The 15,725-nt window shown below is 71.9% G+C and carries 10 protein-coding genes; 9 read left to right on the top strand and 1 reads right to left on the bottom strand.

All coding sequences use genetic code 11. The annotated features are described in order from the left end of the window. The first annotated feature begins 109 nt into the window (after positions 1-109). The gene (npdG, locus tag BCD48_RS05710; RefSeq protein ID WP_071047246.1) at positions 110-790 is read left to right on the top strand and encodes an NADPH-dependent F420 reductase; all 681 of its coding nucleotides are present in this window, start codon (positions 110-112) and stop codon (positions 788-790) included. 386 nt (positions 791-1,176) lie between these two features. Further along, a complete protein-coding gene (locus BCD48_RS05705) occupies positions 1,177-1,944 on the top strand; it encodes a helical backbone metal receptor (protein ID WP_116271435.1) in 768 nt (255 codons plus the stop codon). Between the two features lie 679 nt (positions 1,945-2,623). On the opposite strand, the gene panB is transcribed toward BCD48_RS05705, so the two are convergent. Next, positions 2,624-3,691, bottom strand: a complete 1,068-nt coding sequence (gene panB / locus BCD48_RS05700; protein WP_241841535.1) for a 3-methyl-2-oxobutanoate hydroxymethyltransferase — start codon at positions 3,689-3,691, stop codon at positions 2,624-2,626. 437 nt (positions 3,692-4,128) lie between these two features. On the opposite strand from panB, the gene BCD48_RS05695 reads away from it, so the two are divergent. The 7 genes from BCD48_RS05695 to BCD48_RS45585 all read left to right on the top strand — a co-directional run bounded on the left by BCD48_RS05695 (position 4,129) and on the right by BCD48_RS45585 (position 15,689). Continuing rightward, positions 4,129-4,998, top strand: a complete 870-nt coding sequence (locus BCD48_RS05695; protein ID WP_274536497.1) for a TetR/AcrR family transcriptional regulator — start codon at positions 4,129-4,131, stop codon at positions 4,996-4,998. A 249-nt stretch (positions 4,999-5,247) separates the two neighbouring features. Next, the gene (gene thrS / locus BCD48_RS05690) at positions 5,248-7,239 is read left to right on the top strand and encodes a threonine--tRNA ligase (RefSeq protein WP_071047244.1); all 1,992 of its coding nucleotides are present in this window, start codon (positions 5,248-5,250) and stop codon (positions 7,237-7,239) included. 258 nt (positions 7,240-7,497) lie between these two features. Beyond that, positions 7,498-7,818, top strand: coding sequence for a hypothetical protein (locus BCD48_RS05685; protein WP_198543102.1), 321 nt, complete (start codon positions 7,498-7,500; stop codon positions 7,816-7,818). A gap of 92 nt (positions 7,819-7,910) precedes the next feature. After that, a complete protein-coding gene (locus BCD48_RS05680) occupies positions 7,911-8,228 on the top strand; it encodes a DNA-binding protein (protein WP_198543101.1) in 318 nt (105 codons plus the stop codon). 2 nt (positions 8,229-8,230) lie between these two features. Beyond that, the gene (locus tag BCD48_RS05675; protein ID WP_071047242.1) at positions 8,231-8,980 is read left to right on the top strand and encodes a VOC family protein; all 750 of its coding nucleotides are present in this window, start codon (positions 8,231-8,233) and stop codon (positions 8,978-8,980) included. 234 nt (positions 8,981-9,214) lie between these two features. Then, positions 9,215-12,280 carry an ABC transporter substrate-binding protein gene (locus BCD48_RS53230; RefSeq protein WP_083418229.1) on the top strand — a complete coding sequence of 1,022 codons (3,066 nt, stop codon included), beginning with the start codon at positions 9,215-9,217 and terminating at the stop codon, positions 12,278-12,280. A 262-nt stretch (positions 12,281-12,542) separates the two neighbouring features. Next, entirely contained in the window at positions 12,543-15,689 is a 3,147-nt protein-coding gene (locus BCD48_RS45585; RefSeq protein ID WP_083418228.1) for an ABC transporter substrate-binding protein, read from the top strand. Positions 15,690-15,725 lie beyond the last annotated feature (36 nt).

Below are 15,725 nucleotides of genomic sequence, written 5' to 3'. Positions count from 1 at the left end.
CGGGCCGTGCCACGCGGGGATCGGACTTGGTCCCACCCGGTGGCACAGTCCACACTGGCTGGCCAGCGGGCCTGGGGCACGTGCGAGCTGGTTCGGGCACGATGGGTTCGTGAGCGCATCCGAAGACGTGCAGGACCTCTCTTCCCTGTCCATCGGGATCCTCGGTGGCTCCGGGCCGCAGGGCGGCGGCCTGGCCATTCGGTTCGCCGCGGCCGGCCACAAGGTGGTCATCGGCTCGCGGTCCGCCGAGCGGGGCGAGGAGGCGGCCGCCAAGCTGTCCACGCCCGGCCGGACGGTCGAGGGCACCGACAACGCGAGCACCGCCGGGCAGGCGGACATCGTGATCGTGGCGGTGCCCTGGGAGGGCCACGGCGACCTGCTCGCGAGCCTGCGCAAGGAGCTCGCCGGCAAGATCGTGATCGACTGTGTGAACCCGCTCGGCTTCGACAAGGGCGGCGCCTACCCGCTGCCGGTCGCCGAGGGCAGCGCCGCGCAGCAGGCCGCCGCGCTGCTGCCCGACAGCACCGTCGTCGCAGCCTTCCACCACGTCTCCGCGGTGCTGCTGGCCGACGAGTCGATCGCCGAGGTCGACACCGACATCCTCGTGCTCGGCGACGACCGCGCGGCCACCGACCTGGTCCAGGCTCTCGCCGAACGCATCCCGGGCATGCGTGGCATCTACGCCGGCAAGCTGCGCAACGCCGGCCAGGTCGAGGCGTTCACCGCGAACCTCATCTCCATGAACCGCCGGTACAAGGCCCACGCCGGCATCCGCATCACCGACGTCTGACGCGCGGCCCGGTCGCTGCGACTGACGCGCGGCCCGGTCGCTTCGCGCCCGTCCGCTGCGTCAGTCTGTCGGGCGCTGAGCGCCCTCCTGGGTGGTTCCGGGTTCAGGCATATGACGGTGGCCGGCCTGGGGACGGGCCGACGACGTGGTTACGTTGGCGCTGCGCTGATGCGCTGTCACGGTGTGTGGTTGGGTTGTGTGCATTGCCCGCTAGAAGGGCATCACGCGCACCGCGCGGCTTGACGCCGAGGCGTCGGAGCTGCGCTGTCACGGTGTGTGGTTGGGTTGTGTGTATTGCTCGCGAGAAGGGCATCACGCGTACCGCGTGGCTTGACGCCGAGGCGCCTGGGCGGGCTGGCGGGCGCCGAGTGAGAGCTGGTGAGGCCGTGGCCGAGACGGTGCTGGACGACCTGGGACTGGCGGTGGCGGTGCCGGCGCGGGTCGAGCGGGTGGTGTCGCTCGTGCCGAGCCTCACCGAGTCGATCGCCGCCAGCGCCGCCGGCCTGCTCGTCGGGGCGACGAACTGGTGCACGCACCCGGGTGATCTCGACGTCACCCGGGTGCGCGGCACCAAGAACCCTGACCTCGACGCCATCATCCGCCTCGCCCCCGACCTGGTGGTGGCCAACGCCGAGGAGAACCGCGAGCGCGACCTGACCGCGCTGCGCGCCGCTGGGCTCGCCGTGTGGGTGACGGCGCCGACGACCGTCCCCGCGGCCCTGGACAGCCTCGACCGGCTGTTGCGGCTTGGCTGCGGACTCGCGCGGCCGTCCTGGCTGGCGGAGGCCGCCGCGGTCTGGCGGGAGCCGTGGCGCGAGCCGGCCGACGGGCCTCGGCGACGGGCCGTCATCCCGATCTGGCGGCGGCCCTGGATGGCCGTGGGCCGTGACACCTTCACCGGCGACGTGCTCGCCCGGCTCGGCGTCGACAACGTCCTGGCGGACCACGCGGAGCGCTACCCGCGCGTCACCATCGCCGGCCTTCCGCCACACGACCTGGTCGTGCTCCCTGACGAGCCCTACGCATTCAGCCCCGAGGACGGCCCGGAGTCCTTCGACGCCCCCGCGGCATGCGTCTCGGGCCGTCACCTCACCTGGTACGGCCCGTCCCTGGCGGAGGCGCCGTCGGTGCTCAGAAGCCAGCTCGCGCTGTGACATTGGTTCGCTCCGTCCGGGCGGCGCGCTCCGGCCCCGTACTCGCTTCGCTCCCACGGGACCTCCGCGCGCCGTCCTCCTCCGCTCACGGGCGCTCCGGCGACCTCCGCTGCGGCCCAACCACGTTCGCTTCGCTCCGTGGCCGGGCCTCCGCGGAGGTGCGCCTCCGCGCCGCACGGTCACCACCCGCTTGAACGTCACGAGACCACAACACGCCGGCGCCTGGCCACGTCCCTGCGCTCGTGGGCAGCCGTCGTACCTGACCGGCGGCTCCCACAAAAGAATCTGGTTTCGGATCAGGCCGGTCTTGGACTCGTACCGTTCAAGCGGCACGCAATCGCGCTGGCGCGAAGGCGCACCTCCGCGCCGCACGGTCACCCACCGCTGACGCAGCCACGATGGGCACGACGGCGGCGGCCCGCTGGCAGGAACCAGCGGGCCGCCGGGGGAGCACTCGCCAGCCGGCCACGACTGGCGAATACTCAGCGTCACTCAGCCACGACAGCGTCACTCGGCCGCAACTAGTGACGGCGCATCGGCGCTGTGTAAACGCGACCACGTCGTCGGCCCGGAACCAGGCCGGCCACCGTCATATGGCTGAACCCAGAGCCACCCAGGAGGGCGCTCAGCGCCCGACAGACTGACGCAGCGGACGGGCGCGCAGCGACCGGGCCGCGCGTCAGTCGTACGAGTACTCGACGGTTGGGTAGTGGCCGTCACGGACGTCGTCGACGTAGGTGTGCACGGCGTCGAGCAGCGTCGAGCGCAGGTCGGCGAAGCGGCGCACGAAGCGCGGTGCCCGTCCGGCCGACAGGCCGGCCATGTCCTGCCAGACCAGCACCTGGGCGTCGCAGTCGGAGCCGGCGCCGATGCCCACGGTCGGGATCGTCAGCGCCTTGCTGATCCGGGCGGCGACGTCCGAGGGCACGACCTCCAGCACGACGGCGAAGGCCCCGGCCGCCTCGAGCGCCAGCGCGTCGGCCAGCAGCGCCGCGCCGGCGTCCTCGCGGCCCTGCACCCGGTAGCCGCCGAGCGTGTTGATGCTCTGCGGGGTCAGGCCCAGATGGCCCATCACGGGCACCCCGGCCGACACCAGCAGCTCGACCTGGGGGGCGACGCGGGCGCCGCCCTCCAGCTTGATCGCCTGCGCACCGCCGTCCTTGAGGAACCGCGCGGCCGTCTCCAGCGCCTGCGCCGGGCTGGCCTGGTAGGAGCCGAACGGCAGGTCGGCGATGACCATCGCGTGCGGCGCGCCGCGGACGACGGCGCGCACCAGCGGGAGCAGCTCGTCGATGCTGACCGGCACGGTCGTGTCGTAGCCGTAGACGACGTTCGCCGCCGAGTCGCCGACGAGCAGCACCGGCACCTCGGCCTCGTCGAAGACCGACGCGGTGGTGTAGTCGTAGGCGGTGAGCATCGCCCACTTCTCGCCGCGGTCCTTGTGGGCCGCGAGGTCGCGCACCGTCGTGCGCCGGCGCGGGCGGGCCGCGGGCCGCTGCTCGGCCCCCTGAGGAGCGGGCCCGGCCGGTGTCGCGGCGGTGGTCGGCGCGCCGTAGAGCGTCGCCGCCTCCGGGGTTCCTGCCGGATCCGGGGTTCCTGCCGGATCGACGGAGCTTGCGGAGCCGATCTGGGAGGTCCGGGAGCTGATCTGGGAGGTTCGGGGTGTGGCCGTCGCGCCCGAACGGGCGACTGCTGCGGGCGGGGCCGAGGGAGAAGTGGGGCGGTAGTGAGTAGCGGAGTTGCTCATGGAGCCTCCTCTGCGTCGTCCGGGCGCGTCGCGCGTCCCGGCGTCGGTCAACATGCTGCCACCGCCGACCGCTCCGCCGAAAGTGGTGCGTGGATCACATGGCCGGCCGGCCCCGCTTGCCAGCTCGGCATGTGCCTGTCGCTGACCTGCGCATATGGCCATCGCGTCGCTGGGTCAACCGGATGCGCCACATACGGGCTCGCCGTACGCTCCGATCTTGAAAGAATGGGGAGTGCCGGTGGCATGGGCGATCGCACAGCGTGGCCGTCGTGGGCGGGGTGCGATCGGCCGGGGGTTCACCGTGCCTGCCAGCACGAGAGCGCTCTCGTGGGCGGTCCTCCGTTGGTTCGCCATGTCTGCCCGGGCGGCCCTTCTCGGCGGCGGGGGTCGCTTCACCGGGGTGCGGCGGTGAACGGCTGACCAAGGGCGACCGGCGAGTGAGGGAGACCGGTGACAGCGACATCCAGCGGGCGGCGTCGCGCGGGCTGGCTCGGCGTGGCGCCCGTGAGCCCGGCATGGGCGGACGGCCGGTGACGACCGCGGAGGTGGGGCGGCCCGGGCCGCGCGGGCGGCCAGACCGCCCGCCCTCCGGCGTCCGCCCGCCGGGCCGGCCGCGCGACGCGCGCGCCGACGGCGCGATCATCGAGGCGACCCTGCAGACACTGGCGACGGCCGGGTTCACGGGGCTGTCGATGGAGGCCGTCGCCGCGCGGGCCAAGGTGGGCAAGGCGACCCTTTACCGGCGCTGGTCGACGAAGAACACACTCGTGGCCGACGCGCTGGCGACGCTGGTGGAGACGGCCGAACCGGTCGACACCGGGTCGCTGCGCGACGACCTCGTCGCCTGGCTGAACACCGTGCGCCGGCACAACCTGCAGACGCTGGCCGGCCGGATCATGCCGCGGCTGCTGGCCGAGCGGGAGGCCCACCCGGAGCTGTTCGAGACCTACCGCCAGCAGGTGATGGAGCCGTTCCGCCAGCAGGCCGAGAAGGTGCTGGCCAGGGGGGTCGCGGCCGGCGAGCTGCCGATCGACCTCGACATCAACCTGATCACCGACATGCTGGTCGGGCCGGTCGCCTATCGGCAGTACACCAGCGGATACAACGAGGTAAGCGGCACACGGATCGCCCAGGTCGTCGACACCGTGCTCGGGGGCATCCTGACCCGCCCACCGGCGAGGCCCGCGGACGCCGGCGCCGCGGGTCTCGGCGTACCCGAGATCGCCGGCGCCGGCCCGGCGGAGGCCTCGGACGAGGTCGCCGGCGCCGAGAACCGCCGCGTCGAGGTGGAGCGCACCGCCGTCTGAGCCCCCGAGGCCGACTTGTCCAGCCGACGAGGGGACGCACGGTATCACCCTGCGTAGTCATGTCGGCGGAGGGTGGCGCGCCGGCCGGAGTAGCATCGGCGAGCGGGGCGAAACTGCCGAGACAGGCACCCGAGACAGGCGCGACACTCTCGCGCGACGGGCGAAACTGTTCCCTCGAGTCCTCAAGCTCCGACCGACCCCCCACGCCGACCCGGGCAAGGGCCCCGGGCGCCAGACCAGGAGAAACCGGTGTCCGACCTCCGTGTGACCGTCCAGCATGCCGAGCAGCGGGATGATCGGGTGGTCACCATCGGGACGACGGCGGCGGACCTGTTCGCGGCCGACCGGTCGGTGATCGCCGCGCGGGTCGGCGGCAGGCAGCGTGACCTTGCCTACGTCCTGGCCGACGGCGACGTCGTCGAGCCGATCACCGTCGGCTCTCCGGACGGCCGGGCGATCGTGCGGCACTCGACCGCGCACGTCGTCGCCCAGGCGGTGCAGGACCTGTTCCCGAAGGCGAAGCTGGGGATCGGCCCGCCCATCCAGAACGGCTTCTACTACGACTTCGACGTCGAGAAGCCGTTCGCCGCCGAGGACCTCAAGGCGATCGAGAAGCGCGCCCGCGAGATCGTCAAGGCCGGCCAGAAGTTCTCCCGCCGGGTCGTCAGCGATGACGAGGCGCGCGCCGAGCTCGCCGACGAGCCCTACAAGCTGGAGCTCATCGGGCTGAAGTCCGGGTCCGGCACGGGTGACGGGGCCGACGCATCCGATGCGTCCGTCGAGGTGGGCGAGGGCGAGCTCACCATCTACGACAACCTGGACGCCAAGACCGGCGAGCTGTGCTGGAAGGATCTCTGTCGCGGCCCGCACGTGCCGACCACCCGGCACATCCCGGCCTTCGCGGTCCAGCGGTCCGCCGCGGCCTACTGGCGGGGCAGCGAGAAGAATCCGCAGCTGCAGCGCATCTACGGCACCGCCTGGGAGTCGAAGGAGGCGCTGGCCGAGCACCAGCACATGCTGGCCGAGGCGGAGAAGCGCGACCACCGTCGCCTGGGCGCCGAGCTGGACCTGTTCTCCTTCCCGACCGAGCTGGGCCCCGGCCTCGCGGTCTTCCACCCCAAGGGCGGCGCGATCCGCACCGTGATGGAGGACTACTCCCGCCGCCGGCACATCGAGGCGGGGTACGAGTTCGTCAACACGCCGCACATCACCAAGTCGACCCTTTACGAGATCTCCGGGCACCTCGACTGGTTCGCCGACGGCATGTACCCGCCCATGTCGCTCGACGGCGGCACGGACTACTACCTCAAGCCGATGAACTGCCCCATGCACATCCTGATCTTCAAGTCGCGTGGGCGGTCCTACCGGGAGCTGCCGCTGCGGCTGTTCGAGTTCGGCACCGTCTATCGGTACGAGAAGTCCGGCGTCGTGCACGGCCTCACCCGCGTGCGCGGGCTCACCCAGGACGACGCCCATCTGTTCTGTGCCCGCGACCAGCTCCCGGACGAGCTCGACAACACCCTGAAGTTCGTGCTCGGCCTGCTGCGCGACTACGGCCTCACCGACTTCTACCTGGAGCTGTCGACCCGCCCCGAGGGCAAGGCGATCGGCACCGACGAGGAGTGGGTGGAAGCCACCCAGCTGCTGCGCGAGGCCGCCGAGAAGCAGGGCCTCGAGCTGGTCATGGACCCGGGTGGCGGCGCCTTCTACGGCCCGAAGATCTCCGTTCAGGCGAAGGACGCGATCGGGCGGACCTGGCAGCTGTCGACCATCCAGGTCGATTTCCAGATGCCCCAGCGGTTCGAGATGGAGTACCAGGCCGCCGACGGCACCCGCCAGCGCCCCTTCATGATCCACCGGGCGTTGTTCGGCACCATCGAGCGGTTCTTCGCGATCCTGCTGGAGCACTATGCCGGCGCCATGCCGCCATGGCTCGCCCCGGTCCAGGCCGTCGGCATCCCCATCACCGACGACCACGTCCCCTACCTGAAGGACATCGCCGCGAAGCTGTCGGCGAAGGGCATCCGGGCCGAGGTCGACTCCTCCGACAACCGGATGCAGAAGAAGATCCGCGACGCGCAGAAGCAGAAGGTCCCGTACATGCTCATCGCCGGCGACGACGACGTCGCCAAGGGCGCGGTCTCCTTCCGCTACCGCGACGGCTCCCAGCGCAACGGCGTCCCCGTCGACGAGGCCGTCGCCGAGATCGTCGACGCCGTGGACCGTCGCATCCAGGTCTGACCGCACTCCGGCGCCACGATGCCGCCGCCTCCAGATATGGAGACGGCGGCATCGCTTTTTTTCTGCGTTTTCCTTTCGAGCGCTCGACGAGCGCTTGATTAATCTTTCTCGGCCAATCGAAGGCGGCCGAGCGCTCGGATGGCGCTATTCCGTGGACGCATGAATGCGCGTCATGTTGTGGTGAAGAAAATCCTTTGCGAAGGCGCAAACGAGATATACCCTGAAACGCGACAAGGCCCCTCGCGGAAGGTGGCGCTGATGACAGTGCTGGAAGAGGTAAGACCGGTGACGTTGTGGGACGTCGCCGCTATCATCGAGACCATGGCGGGCGAGACGCGGCGGTACTCGATCATGATGCCCGACGACCTTGCTGAGGCCGTACGGGAGCTGGGCGGCGAGGACGGGCTGTCGGCCTATGTGGTGGCAGCGGTTCGGCGGCAGGTGCAGCATGACAGGCTCGCCAGCCTCGTCGCGGCGGCCGAGGATGAGATCGGTCCGATCACGGACGAGGAGATCCACGCCAAGTGGTTGCAGCTTTCCCGTGCCGAGCGAGGCACGTTCGGGACAGAAGCCGAATGAAGCCTCCTGCGACCGGCCGAGCCGGAACGTTCGTCCTTGACAGTGAAGGGCTCTCTCGTGCGGTACGGCGCGACCGTGACATGATTGGCTGGTTGGGGCTCGCCGTCGTCAGAAAGGTCCCGGTCGTCACGACGGCGATGACCCTGGTGGAAGCGGTTGCTCCCGGCACTAACCGGGCCGCGCTCCGCTGGACACTGTCCCACGTGACAGTGGAGCCAGTAACCGAAGTGCTTTCCATGGCGGCGACCGACCTACTGCACGGTGTGGGCCTGCACGGGCACCGGCATGCGATCGACGCTGTGGTGGCAGCGACCGCGCATGCCGTCGACGGGCCGGTAAGCATCCTGACGTCGGACCCGGAGGATCTGAAGAGGTTGTGCATGCCCCGGGTGAAGATCATCAAGGTCTGAGAATGCGCGAGACCGAGAACTCTCTCGTTCCTTCTGCGGTGTGGTTGACCGCCTTCCTGGATTTTCCCGCTGAGCGGTTCGAGCGGGGGGTGGCGTTCTGGCGGGCGGTGACGGCGACGACGCTGTCGCCGCCGCGCGGGGAGGCCGGCGAGTTCGCGACGCTGGTGCCGCCGGACGGGGACGCGTTCCTGCGGGTGCAGCGACTGGGGGACGGGCCGGCGCGGGTGCACCTCGACGTACACCGCGTCGGCCAGGACTTCGCGATCCGCCGGTCACCGGGTGGGTTCGTGTTCTGCGAGGTGCACGAGGGCGAGTCCGCCCGGCCTAAGCCGGTGGCGTGGCCCGGGGGTCCTGCCGGATCGCGCGGCGATTCGGCAGGTTCGGGGCACACCTCGCTCGTCGACCAGGTCTGCCTGGACATCCCGGCGGGCCGGTTCGATGAGGAGTGCGCGTTCTGGGCAGGGCAGACCGGCTGGGAGGTGCGCACCGGCAGCCGCCCGGAGTTCCGCGTCCTGGCCCGCCCGGCCGGCATCCCGCTGCGGATCCTGCTCCAGCGCCTCGACGAGCCGGACGGCCCGATGCGCGCCCACCTGGACCTGGCCACCACCGACCGCGCCGCCGAGACCCGCCGCCACCAGGACCTCGGTGCGACCGTCCACTCCCACGGCCCGGCCTGGACCACCCTGCGCGACCCCACCGGCCTGCCCTACTGCATCACGGACCGCGACCCAGGCACCGGGCTGCTGCCATAGGACGAGCGCGCCGTCCGCCGTCCGCCGTCCGCCTGTCGCCGCCGGGTCTGACCATGCCCGACCAGCCGCCGCCACACGCCCGTCGGGCTCACAGTCGGGAAGACGACGGCTTCGCCCGCTGTACGAGCCTTGTCGGCACATCTCCCTGTGCCGTTATGATCACGGCACTATGGTCCGGGCTGGGAGAAACGTCCGGTTTGCTGCCCGGGCGACGGGCGCTGAGAGGCTGACGGCGTGATCGTCGACCGGCAGACGGTGGCCGCGGCGCTCCCCGGATTCGACATCGGCGAGCGGCTGGGTGCCGGTGCCTTCGGCCTCGTGCTCGCCGGTCGCCAGCGCAGCCTCAATCGCGAGGTAGCCATCAAGGTGCTGCCCGCGGCCCAGGAGGGCAATTCCGGTTTCGGCGCCGAGGCACAGCTGCTCGCCCGTCTGGACCATCCGCACATCGTCCGGGTCTACGACTACATCGAGACCGCCGAGCTGAGCCTGGTCGTGATGGAACTCCTCGCCGGCGGCACCCTGGCCCGCCGCCGAATGGCGGGGATCACCGCCGAGACCGCCTGTGGGGTGGGCCTGGCCGTCGCCTCCGGTCTCGCCTACGCCCACGACGCGGGCGTGCTGCACCGCGACATCAAGTCGGACAACGTCATGTTCGACGCGGCCGGAGTCGTCAAGGTCACCGACTTCGGCATCGCGAAGCTGCTGGAGAGCTCGGCGGCCACCGCGAGCGCCCAGGTCGGAACGCCGCTGTACATGGCGCCGGAACAGATCATCGGCGGCCGGCTCGGACCGCCGACCGACGTCTACGCCCTCGGTGTCCTGCTCTACCAGCTGCTCGCCGGCGTCCCGCCGTTCCCCGCCAACCTGCCGCTCGCGGTGCTCTGGCAGCACCACCTGACCGCGGCGCCCGCGCCCCCGGCGGGCGTGCCCCTGCGGCTCACGACCGTGCTGCTGCGTGCCCTGGCCAAGGATCCGGGTTGGCGTCACCCGACCGCGCACGCGTTCGCGCTCGACCTGGCGGCGGCCGCCACCACGGCCTATGGGCCCGGCTGGCTGGGCCGCTCGGGCCTGCGCCTCTGGCTGGACGATGAGGTGCGCCGCGCGGCCGTGCCGCCGTGGGCGGCGATGCCCGGACCTCCGGCTGCCGCGATTCCGGGCGCCGGGCCCGTCATCCCCGGCCCGCCGCCCGTGGGTCCGCCGCCCGTGGGACCGGCACCCTTCGGGCTGGCGGGTGCCGCGCCGGCACGCGGTGGCCACGCGGCTGCCGGGCCCGGACCCACCGGCCCGGCTGCCCAGCCCGGACACCCGCCCGGGCAGCCCGGGCAGGCGATGCCGGGGCTCGGCGCCGCCTCGACACCGGGCGGTCCCGCCCCGTCCTACTGGGGGGACGCCCGGCAGCCGGTGGACGATCAGGCGGCCACCCGCCTCGCCGGCGGGCCCGCGCCGTCCGGCGGGAACCCGTGGGCGGCGCCCTACGACGCCCGCCGGTCGCGTCCGCGACGGCGTGGCTCCCGGCGCGTCTGGGGATGGGCCGGCGGCGGCGCGGCGGTCGCCGGCGTGCTCGCGCTGGTCCTCGTCCTGCTCCTGCTGCCCGGTTCGAAGCCCGGCCGCGACGCGCGGGGCGCGACAGCGTCGCCGGCGACCTCCGCGACGCGGGGTCTGCTCGACCCGGCGGTGACCTCGGCGCGGGTGCTGCATCCGTCGACCAGGAAGGGCGGCACGCTGCGGGTGCTCGCCGACTCCGACTGCGACTACTGGGATCCCCAGCGCACCTACTACGGCAACTGCTGGTCGCAGCTGCGCTGGTTCTCCCGTCAGCTGCTGACCTACACCCGGGCGCCGATGTCGACCGAGCTGGTCGGCGACCTCGCGACCGCGCCCGCGCGGTCGACCGACCGCAGGACGTGGACATACACCCTCAGGGAGGGGATTCGGTTCGAGGACGGGACGCCGATCACCTCCAGGGACATCAAGTACGCCGTCGAGCGGGTGTTCGCGACCGACGTCGTCAGCGGCGGCCCGACCTATGTCATCGACTACCTGCAGACCAACCCGCCGTATGGCGGTCCATACACGGACACCTCGCCGGAGAAGCTGGGCCTGACGTCGGTCGAGACCCCGGACGACAGGACGATCGTCTTCCACCTGAACAAGCCGTTCGGCGACTGGAACCGCGTCATGGCCATGCCGACGACGACCCCGGTGCCGCGCGCCCGCGACACCGCCGCCAGGTACACCGACCACCCGGTCTCGTCCGGCCCGTACAAGATCGAGTCCTACGAGGTCGGTAAGAAACTCGTCCTGGTGCGCAACGACCAGTGGAACCCGGCGACCGACCCGGTGAACAAGGCGCTGCCCGACCGGATCGAGGAGACGATGGGCCTCGACCTCGACGCCATCGACAGCCGGATCCTGGCCGGTGACGGCGACGTCGTCGCGGCCCAGAACGGCGTTCAGGAGGCGGCGCGGGCGCGGCTGGTGGCCGACCCGACACTGCGCTCGTCGCGGACCAGCCTCGACCACAACGGTTTTCTGCGCTATCTGAGCGTCACCATGACGGTGAAGCCGTTCGACAACATCCACTGCCGAAAGGCGGTCGCCTGGGCCGTGGACAGGCAGGCCCAGATCGAGGCGCGCGGCGGCTCGACCGCCGGCGATGTGGCGACGACGATGCTGCCGCCGACGCTGCGGTACTACCAGCCCTTCGACCTCTACCCGTCGACGGACGGCCGGGGCTCGGTCGCGAAGGCCAGGGAGGAGCTGGCCGCGTGCGGCCACCCGGACGGGTTCGCCACGACCCTGGTCACCCAGGACGCGGCCAAGTACAAGGCACAGGCCGACGCGCTGACGGCCTCGTTGAAGCGGGTCGGGATCAGCGTCACCGTCAAGGCGTTCCCCGCCGACCGGTACTACTCGGCCGAGCTCGGTGTACCGGCGACGATGCAGAGGAACGGCTACGGGCTCGCGATCGCCGTCTGGGGGTCGGACTGGCCGTCCGCCTCCGGCTTCCTCGGCCCGATCGTGGACGGGCGCAAGATCTTTCCCGCGGGGAACAGCAACTACGCGGAGCTCGACTCGAAGACGGTGAACGACGGGATCGACGCCGGCCTGGCCGCCTCCGACGACGGCGTCGCGCAGCGTGCCTGGACGGCGGTCGACCGGGCGGTCGTCGACTCGGCGGCCTACATCCCGCTGATCTACGACAAGGCGTTCAACGTCTACAGCGACCGAGTGACGAACATCGTCTATTCCCCGGCCTACAACGTGATCGACTTCGCCTCGCTCGGCGTGACCGGCTAAGTGCGCCCGCGACGCCGGAACCGCCGATCGGTGGCGGTCACCTTGCCGTCGAGCTAGTCCCCGATCCGCCCTATGAGGGTGGCCCGTTCCGGCCAAGCCTCTGATGGTGGCCGCCGTCGACGCGGCGCTGCCTGGGCACCGCTCATCCTCATACCGGCGATGACGGGGTTTGAGGCGACCTAGCCGACGGCACGCGGATGGTCGGCCTACCATCGGCGCATTATGTGTTGGGTTCGCGGGGTTCGGGTGCTTCTGGCTGGGCATGGGCATGCCGCGGGCGGGCATCGTGATCGTTGACCGGGAGTCGGTGGCCGCCGCGCTGCCGGGGCTGGAGATCGGGGGCCGGCTGGGCTCGGGTGCCTACGGCCTGGTGCTCGCCGGCCAACACCGGCACCTGCGGCACAACGTCGCCATCAAGGTGCTGCCGGCCCGCCCGCCGGCCCACGGCGGCGGCCCGGACGGCGCGTCCGAGGGCCAGCTGCTGGGCCGCATGGACCATCCCCACATCGTGCGGGTCTACGACTATGTCGAGACCGCGGACCTCTGCCTGATCGTGATGGAGCAGCTGGTCGGCGGCACGCTGGCCCGGCGGCGGGAGGACACGCGGCCGGAGGCGGGCTGCGCCGTGGGGCTCGCGGTCGCCTCCGCGCTCGGCTATGCCCACGACCGGGGCGTGCTGCACCGCGACATCAAGCCGGACAACGTGCTGTTCACGGCCGCCGGCGCCGCGAAGGTCACCGACTTCGGCGTCGCGAAGATGCTGGAGGGAACGGTCGCGACCGCCAGCGCACAGGTCGGCACCCCGCTGTACATGGCTCCCGAGCAGATCACCAGCGGGCAGCTGGGCCCGGCGACCGACATCTACGCCCTGGGCGTCGTGCTGTACCAGCTTCTGTCCGGCGCGCCCCCGATCGACCGGGCACTGCCGGTGCAGCTGCTCTGGCAGCGCCGCCTGACCGCCCCGCCACCGCGGCCACCGGGCGTCCCGGCACCGGTCGCGAACGTCGTGCTGCGCGCCCTCGCCCCGGACCCGGCGATGCGCTATCCCAGCGCCCGGGCGTTCGGCCTGGACTTCGCCGCGGCCGCCGCCGCCGTGCTGGGCCGTGGCTGGCTCACCCGGTCGGACCTGCAGGTCCAGCTCGACGACGACGTGCGCGCCGCGGCCGACGGCCCGTCGACCGGTTCCCGGCCCACCGCCGGCCCGCACCCGGCCGCGCACCCGGCCGCGCACCCGGGCACGTCGGCCGCCGGCATGGCGACGGGCGGGAGCGCGGGCGCTTCCGACGGCCCGACCATCCCGCTCGGCGGCGGCCCTCAGCCGACCGCGGGGGCCGGGCCAGCCCCGTCGCCCACCGCCCCGTCGCCCTCGTCGCCCGTCCAGCGGCAGCCCGCCGCGGGGTGGCCCGTGCCTGGGCCCGTGCCCATGCCCGCGCCACCGGCCGGCCCGCTGACTCCGCCCAGCCGGCCCGGTCCGGCCAGGCCAGGCCCCGCCGGTCCGGAGGTCCCCACCGGGCAGCCGACTCTGGTCGGGGCGTCGTCCGCCCCCCGCCCGGCCGCGCAGGTCTCGAAGCGGTCCGCAGCCGCCTCGGCGGCCCGCGGGTCGTCCAGGCACCGGCGGCGGTGGTGGATGCTGATCGCCGGCGCGGTGGGCGCGCTCGCCGTCGTCCTTCCCCTGGTGCTGATCCCACGCGCCGACGGCCCGAACGAGGGCGGCGGCCCTGGCCATTCGACGGCGGCGGCGGCCACGGAGAGCGCCACGCCGCCGCTCGCGGTCGTGGGCCCTGTCCTGAGCCCGTCCACCGCCAGGGGCGGGACCCTGCGGGTGGCCGCCACGGCCGACTGCGACTCCTGGGACCCGCAGCGCAGCAACGCCGACAGCTGCTGGGCCCAGCAGCGCTGGTACTCCCGGCAGCTGCTGACCTACAAGCCGGGCACGACCGACCTGATCGGCGATCTCGCCACCGCCGTCCCGACGTCCACCGATGCGGCCACCTGGCGGTACACCCTGCGCGCCGGCCTCAAGTTCGAGGATGGGACGCCGATCAGGTCCAGGGACATCAAGTACGGGATCGAGCGACTGTTCGACACCCAGCTCGTCACCGCCGGCCTGAAGGGACTCACCCGGTACCTGGACGACCCCAACAACCGTTATCCAGGGCCCTATCAGGACCCGAGCCCGGACAAGCTCGGCCTGAAATCAATCGACACTCCGGACGACCAGACGATCGTCTTTCACCTGACCAGGCCGTTCGGAGACTGGAACTATCTGATGGCGACGCCCGCGTCCACGCCGGTGCCCCAGGCGAAGGACGGCGAAGCCCAGTACGCCGACCGCCCGGTCTCGTCGGGCCCCTACAAGTTCGCGTTCTACCAACGGGGCCAGTCGCTGACGCTGGTCCGTAACTCCGAGTGGGACCCGGCGACCGACCTGGTGAACACGGCGTTGCCGGACCGGATCCAGGTGACCATGCGGCTTCCTCTGGAGACCATCGACGAGCAGATCCTCTCCGGGCACACGGACGTGTTCGCCGGGCAGACGGGCGCCTCGCAGGCCACCCTGCAGACGCCACTGACGGGCTCGGCGATGCGGGACAACCAGCGCCTGACCGTCACTATCGGCGTCTTGCGTCTGCTGAGCGTCACCACCACCTTGACGCCCTTCGACAACGTCCACTGCCGTAAGGCGATCGCCTGGGCAATCGACCGGCAGGCGCAGGTCACGGCCCGTGGAGGCCCGGAGCGTGCCGTCGCCGCGCCGACGCTGGTCCCCCCGCCGCTGCGGTACCACTCGACGTTCGACCTCTACCCGAGCGCCGGCTCGGGCGACGTCGTCCAGGCGAAGCAGGAGCTCGCGGCCTGCGGGCGGCCGGACGGCTTCCCAGTCAAGATCGTGGTTTTCGAGGACAGCAGGTCCAAGAGCCAGGCGGAGGCCCTCAAGAAATCTCTGGCCGGAATCGGCGTCAACCTCCAGATCTCGGCGCTCGGTTCGGACGACTACGACGCCCTGATCTTCTCGCCGCGGAAGATGCGTGACCAGGGCGTCGGCCTGGCGCTCCTCGGCTACAACGCCGGCTGGCCGACGCCCGCCGGCATTTTCACCAACCTGGCCGACGGCCGCAGGATTACCGACACGGACAACCGGAACATCGCGGAACTCAGCGACCCCGCGGTGAACACCGCCATGGACGACGCCTTCGTGGCGGACATGTCGGACAGCGCCGTCGCCGCCGACCCGTCCGGGACCGCCGCGGCCCGGTGGGCCGCCGTCGAGCGGAGGGTGCTCGACACGGCGGCCTACATACCGGTGACGTACGACAAGGTCACGAACATCTACAGTTCCAACCTCACCAACGTCTATTACCAGCCCGCGTACGACTCGGTCGACTTCTCCGCCCTCGGCGTCCGCTGACACCGGCCCGGCGGCCCGCCACGCAGTCCCGCGGCG

The sequence above is a fragment of the Pseudofrankia coriaricola genome (assembly GCF_001854805.1).
In the GTDB taxonomy this organism is placed as follows: Bacteria; Actinomycetota; Actinomycetes; order Frankiales; family Frankiaceae; genus Pseudofrankia.
The sequence above is the reverse complement of the archived record's forward strand: the minus strand, read 5'-3'. Positions and strand labels throughout refer to the sequence as shown.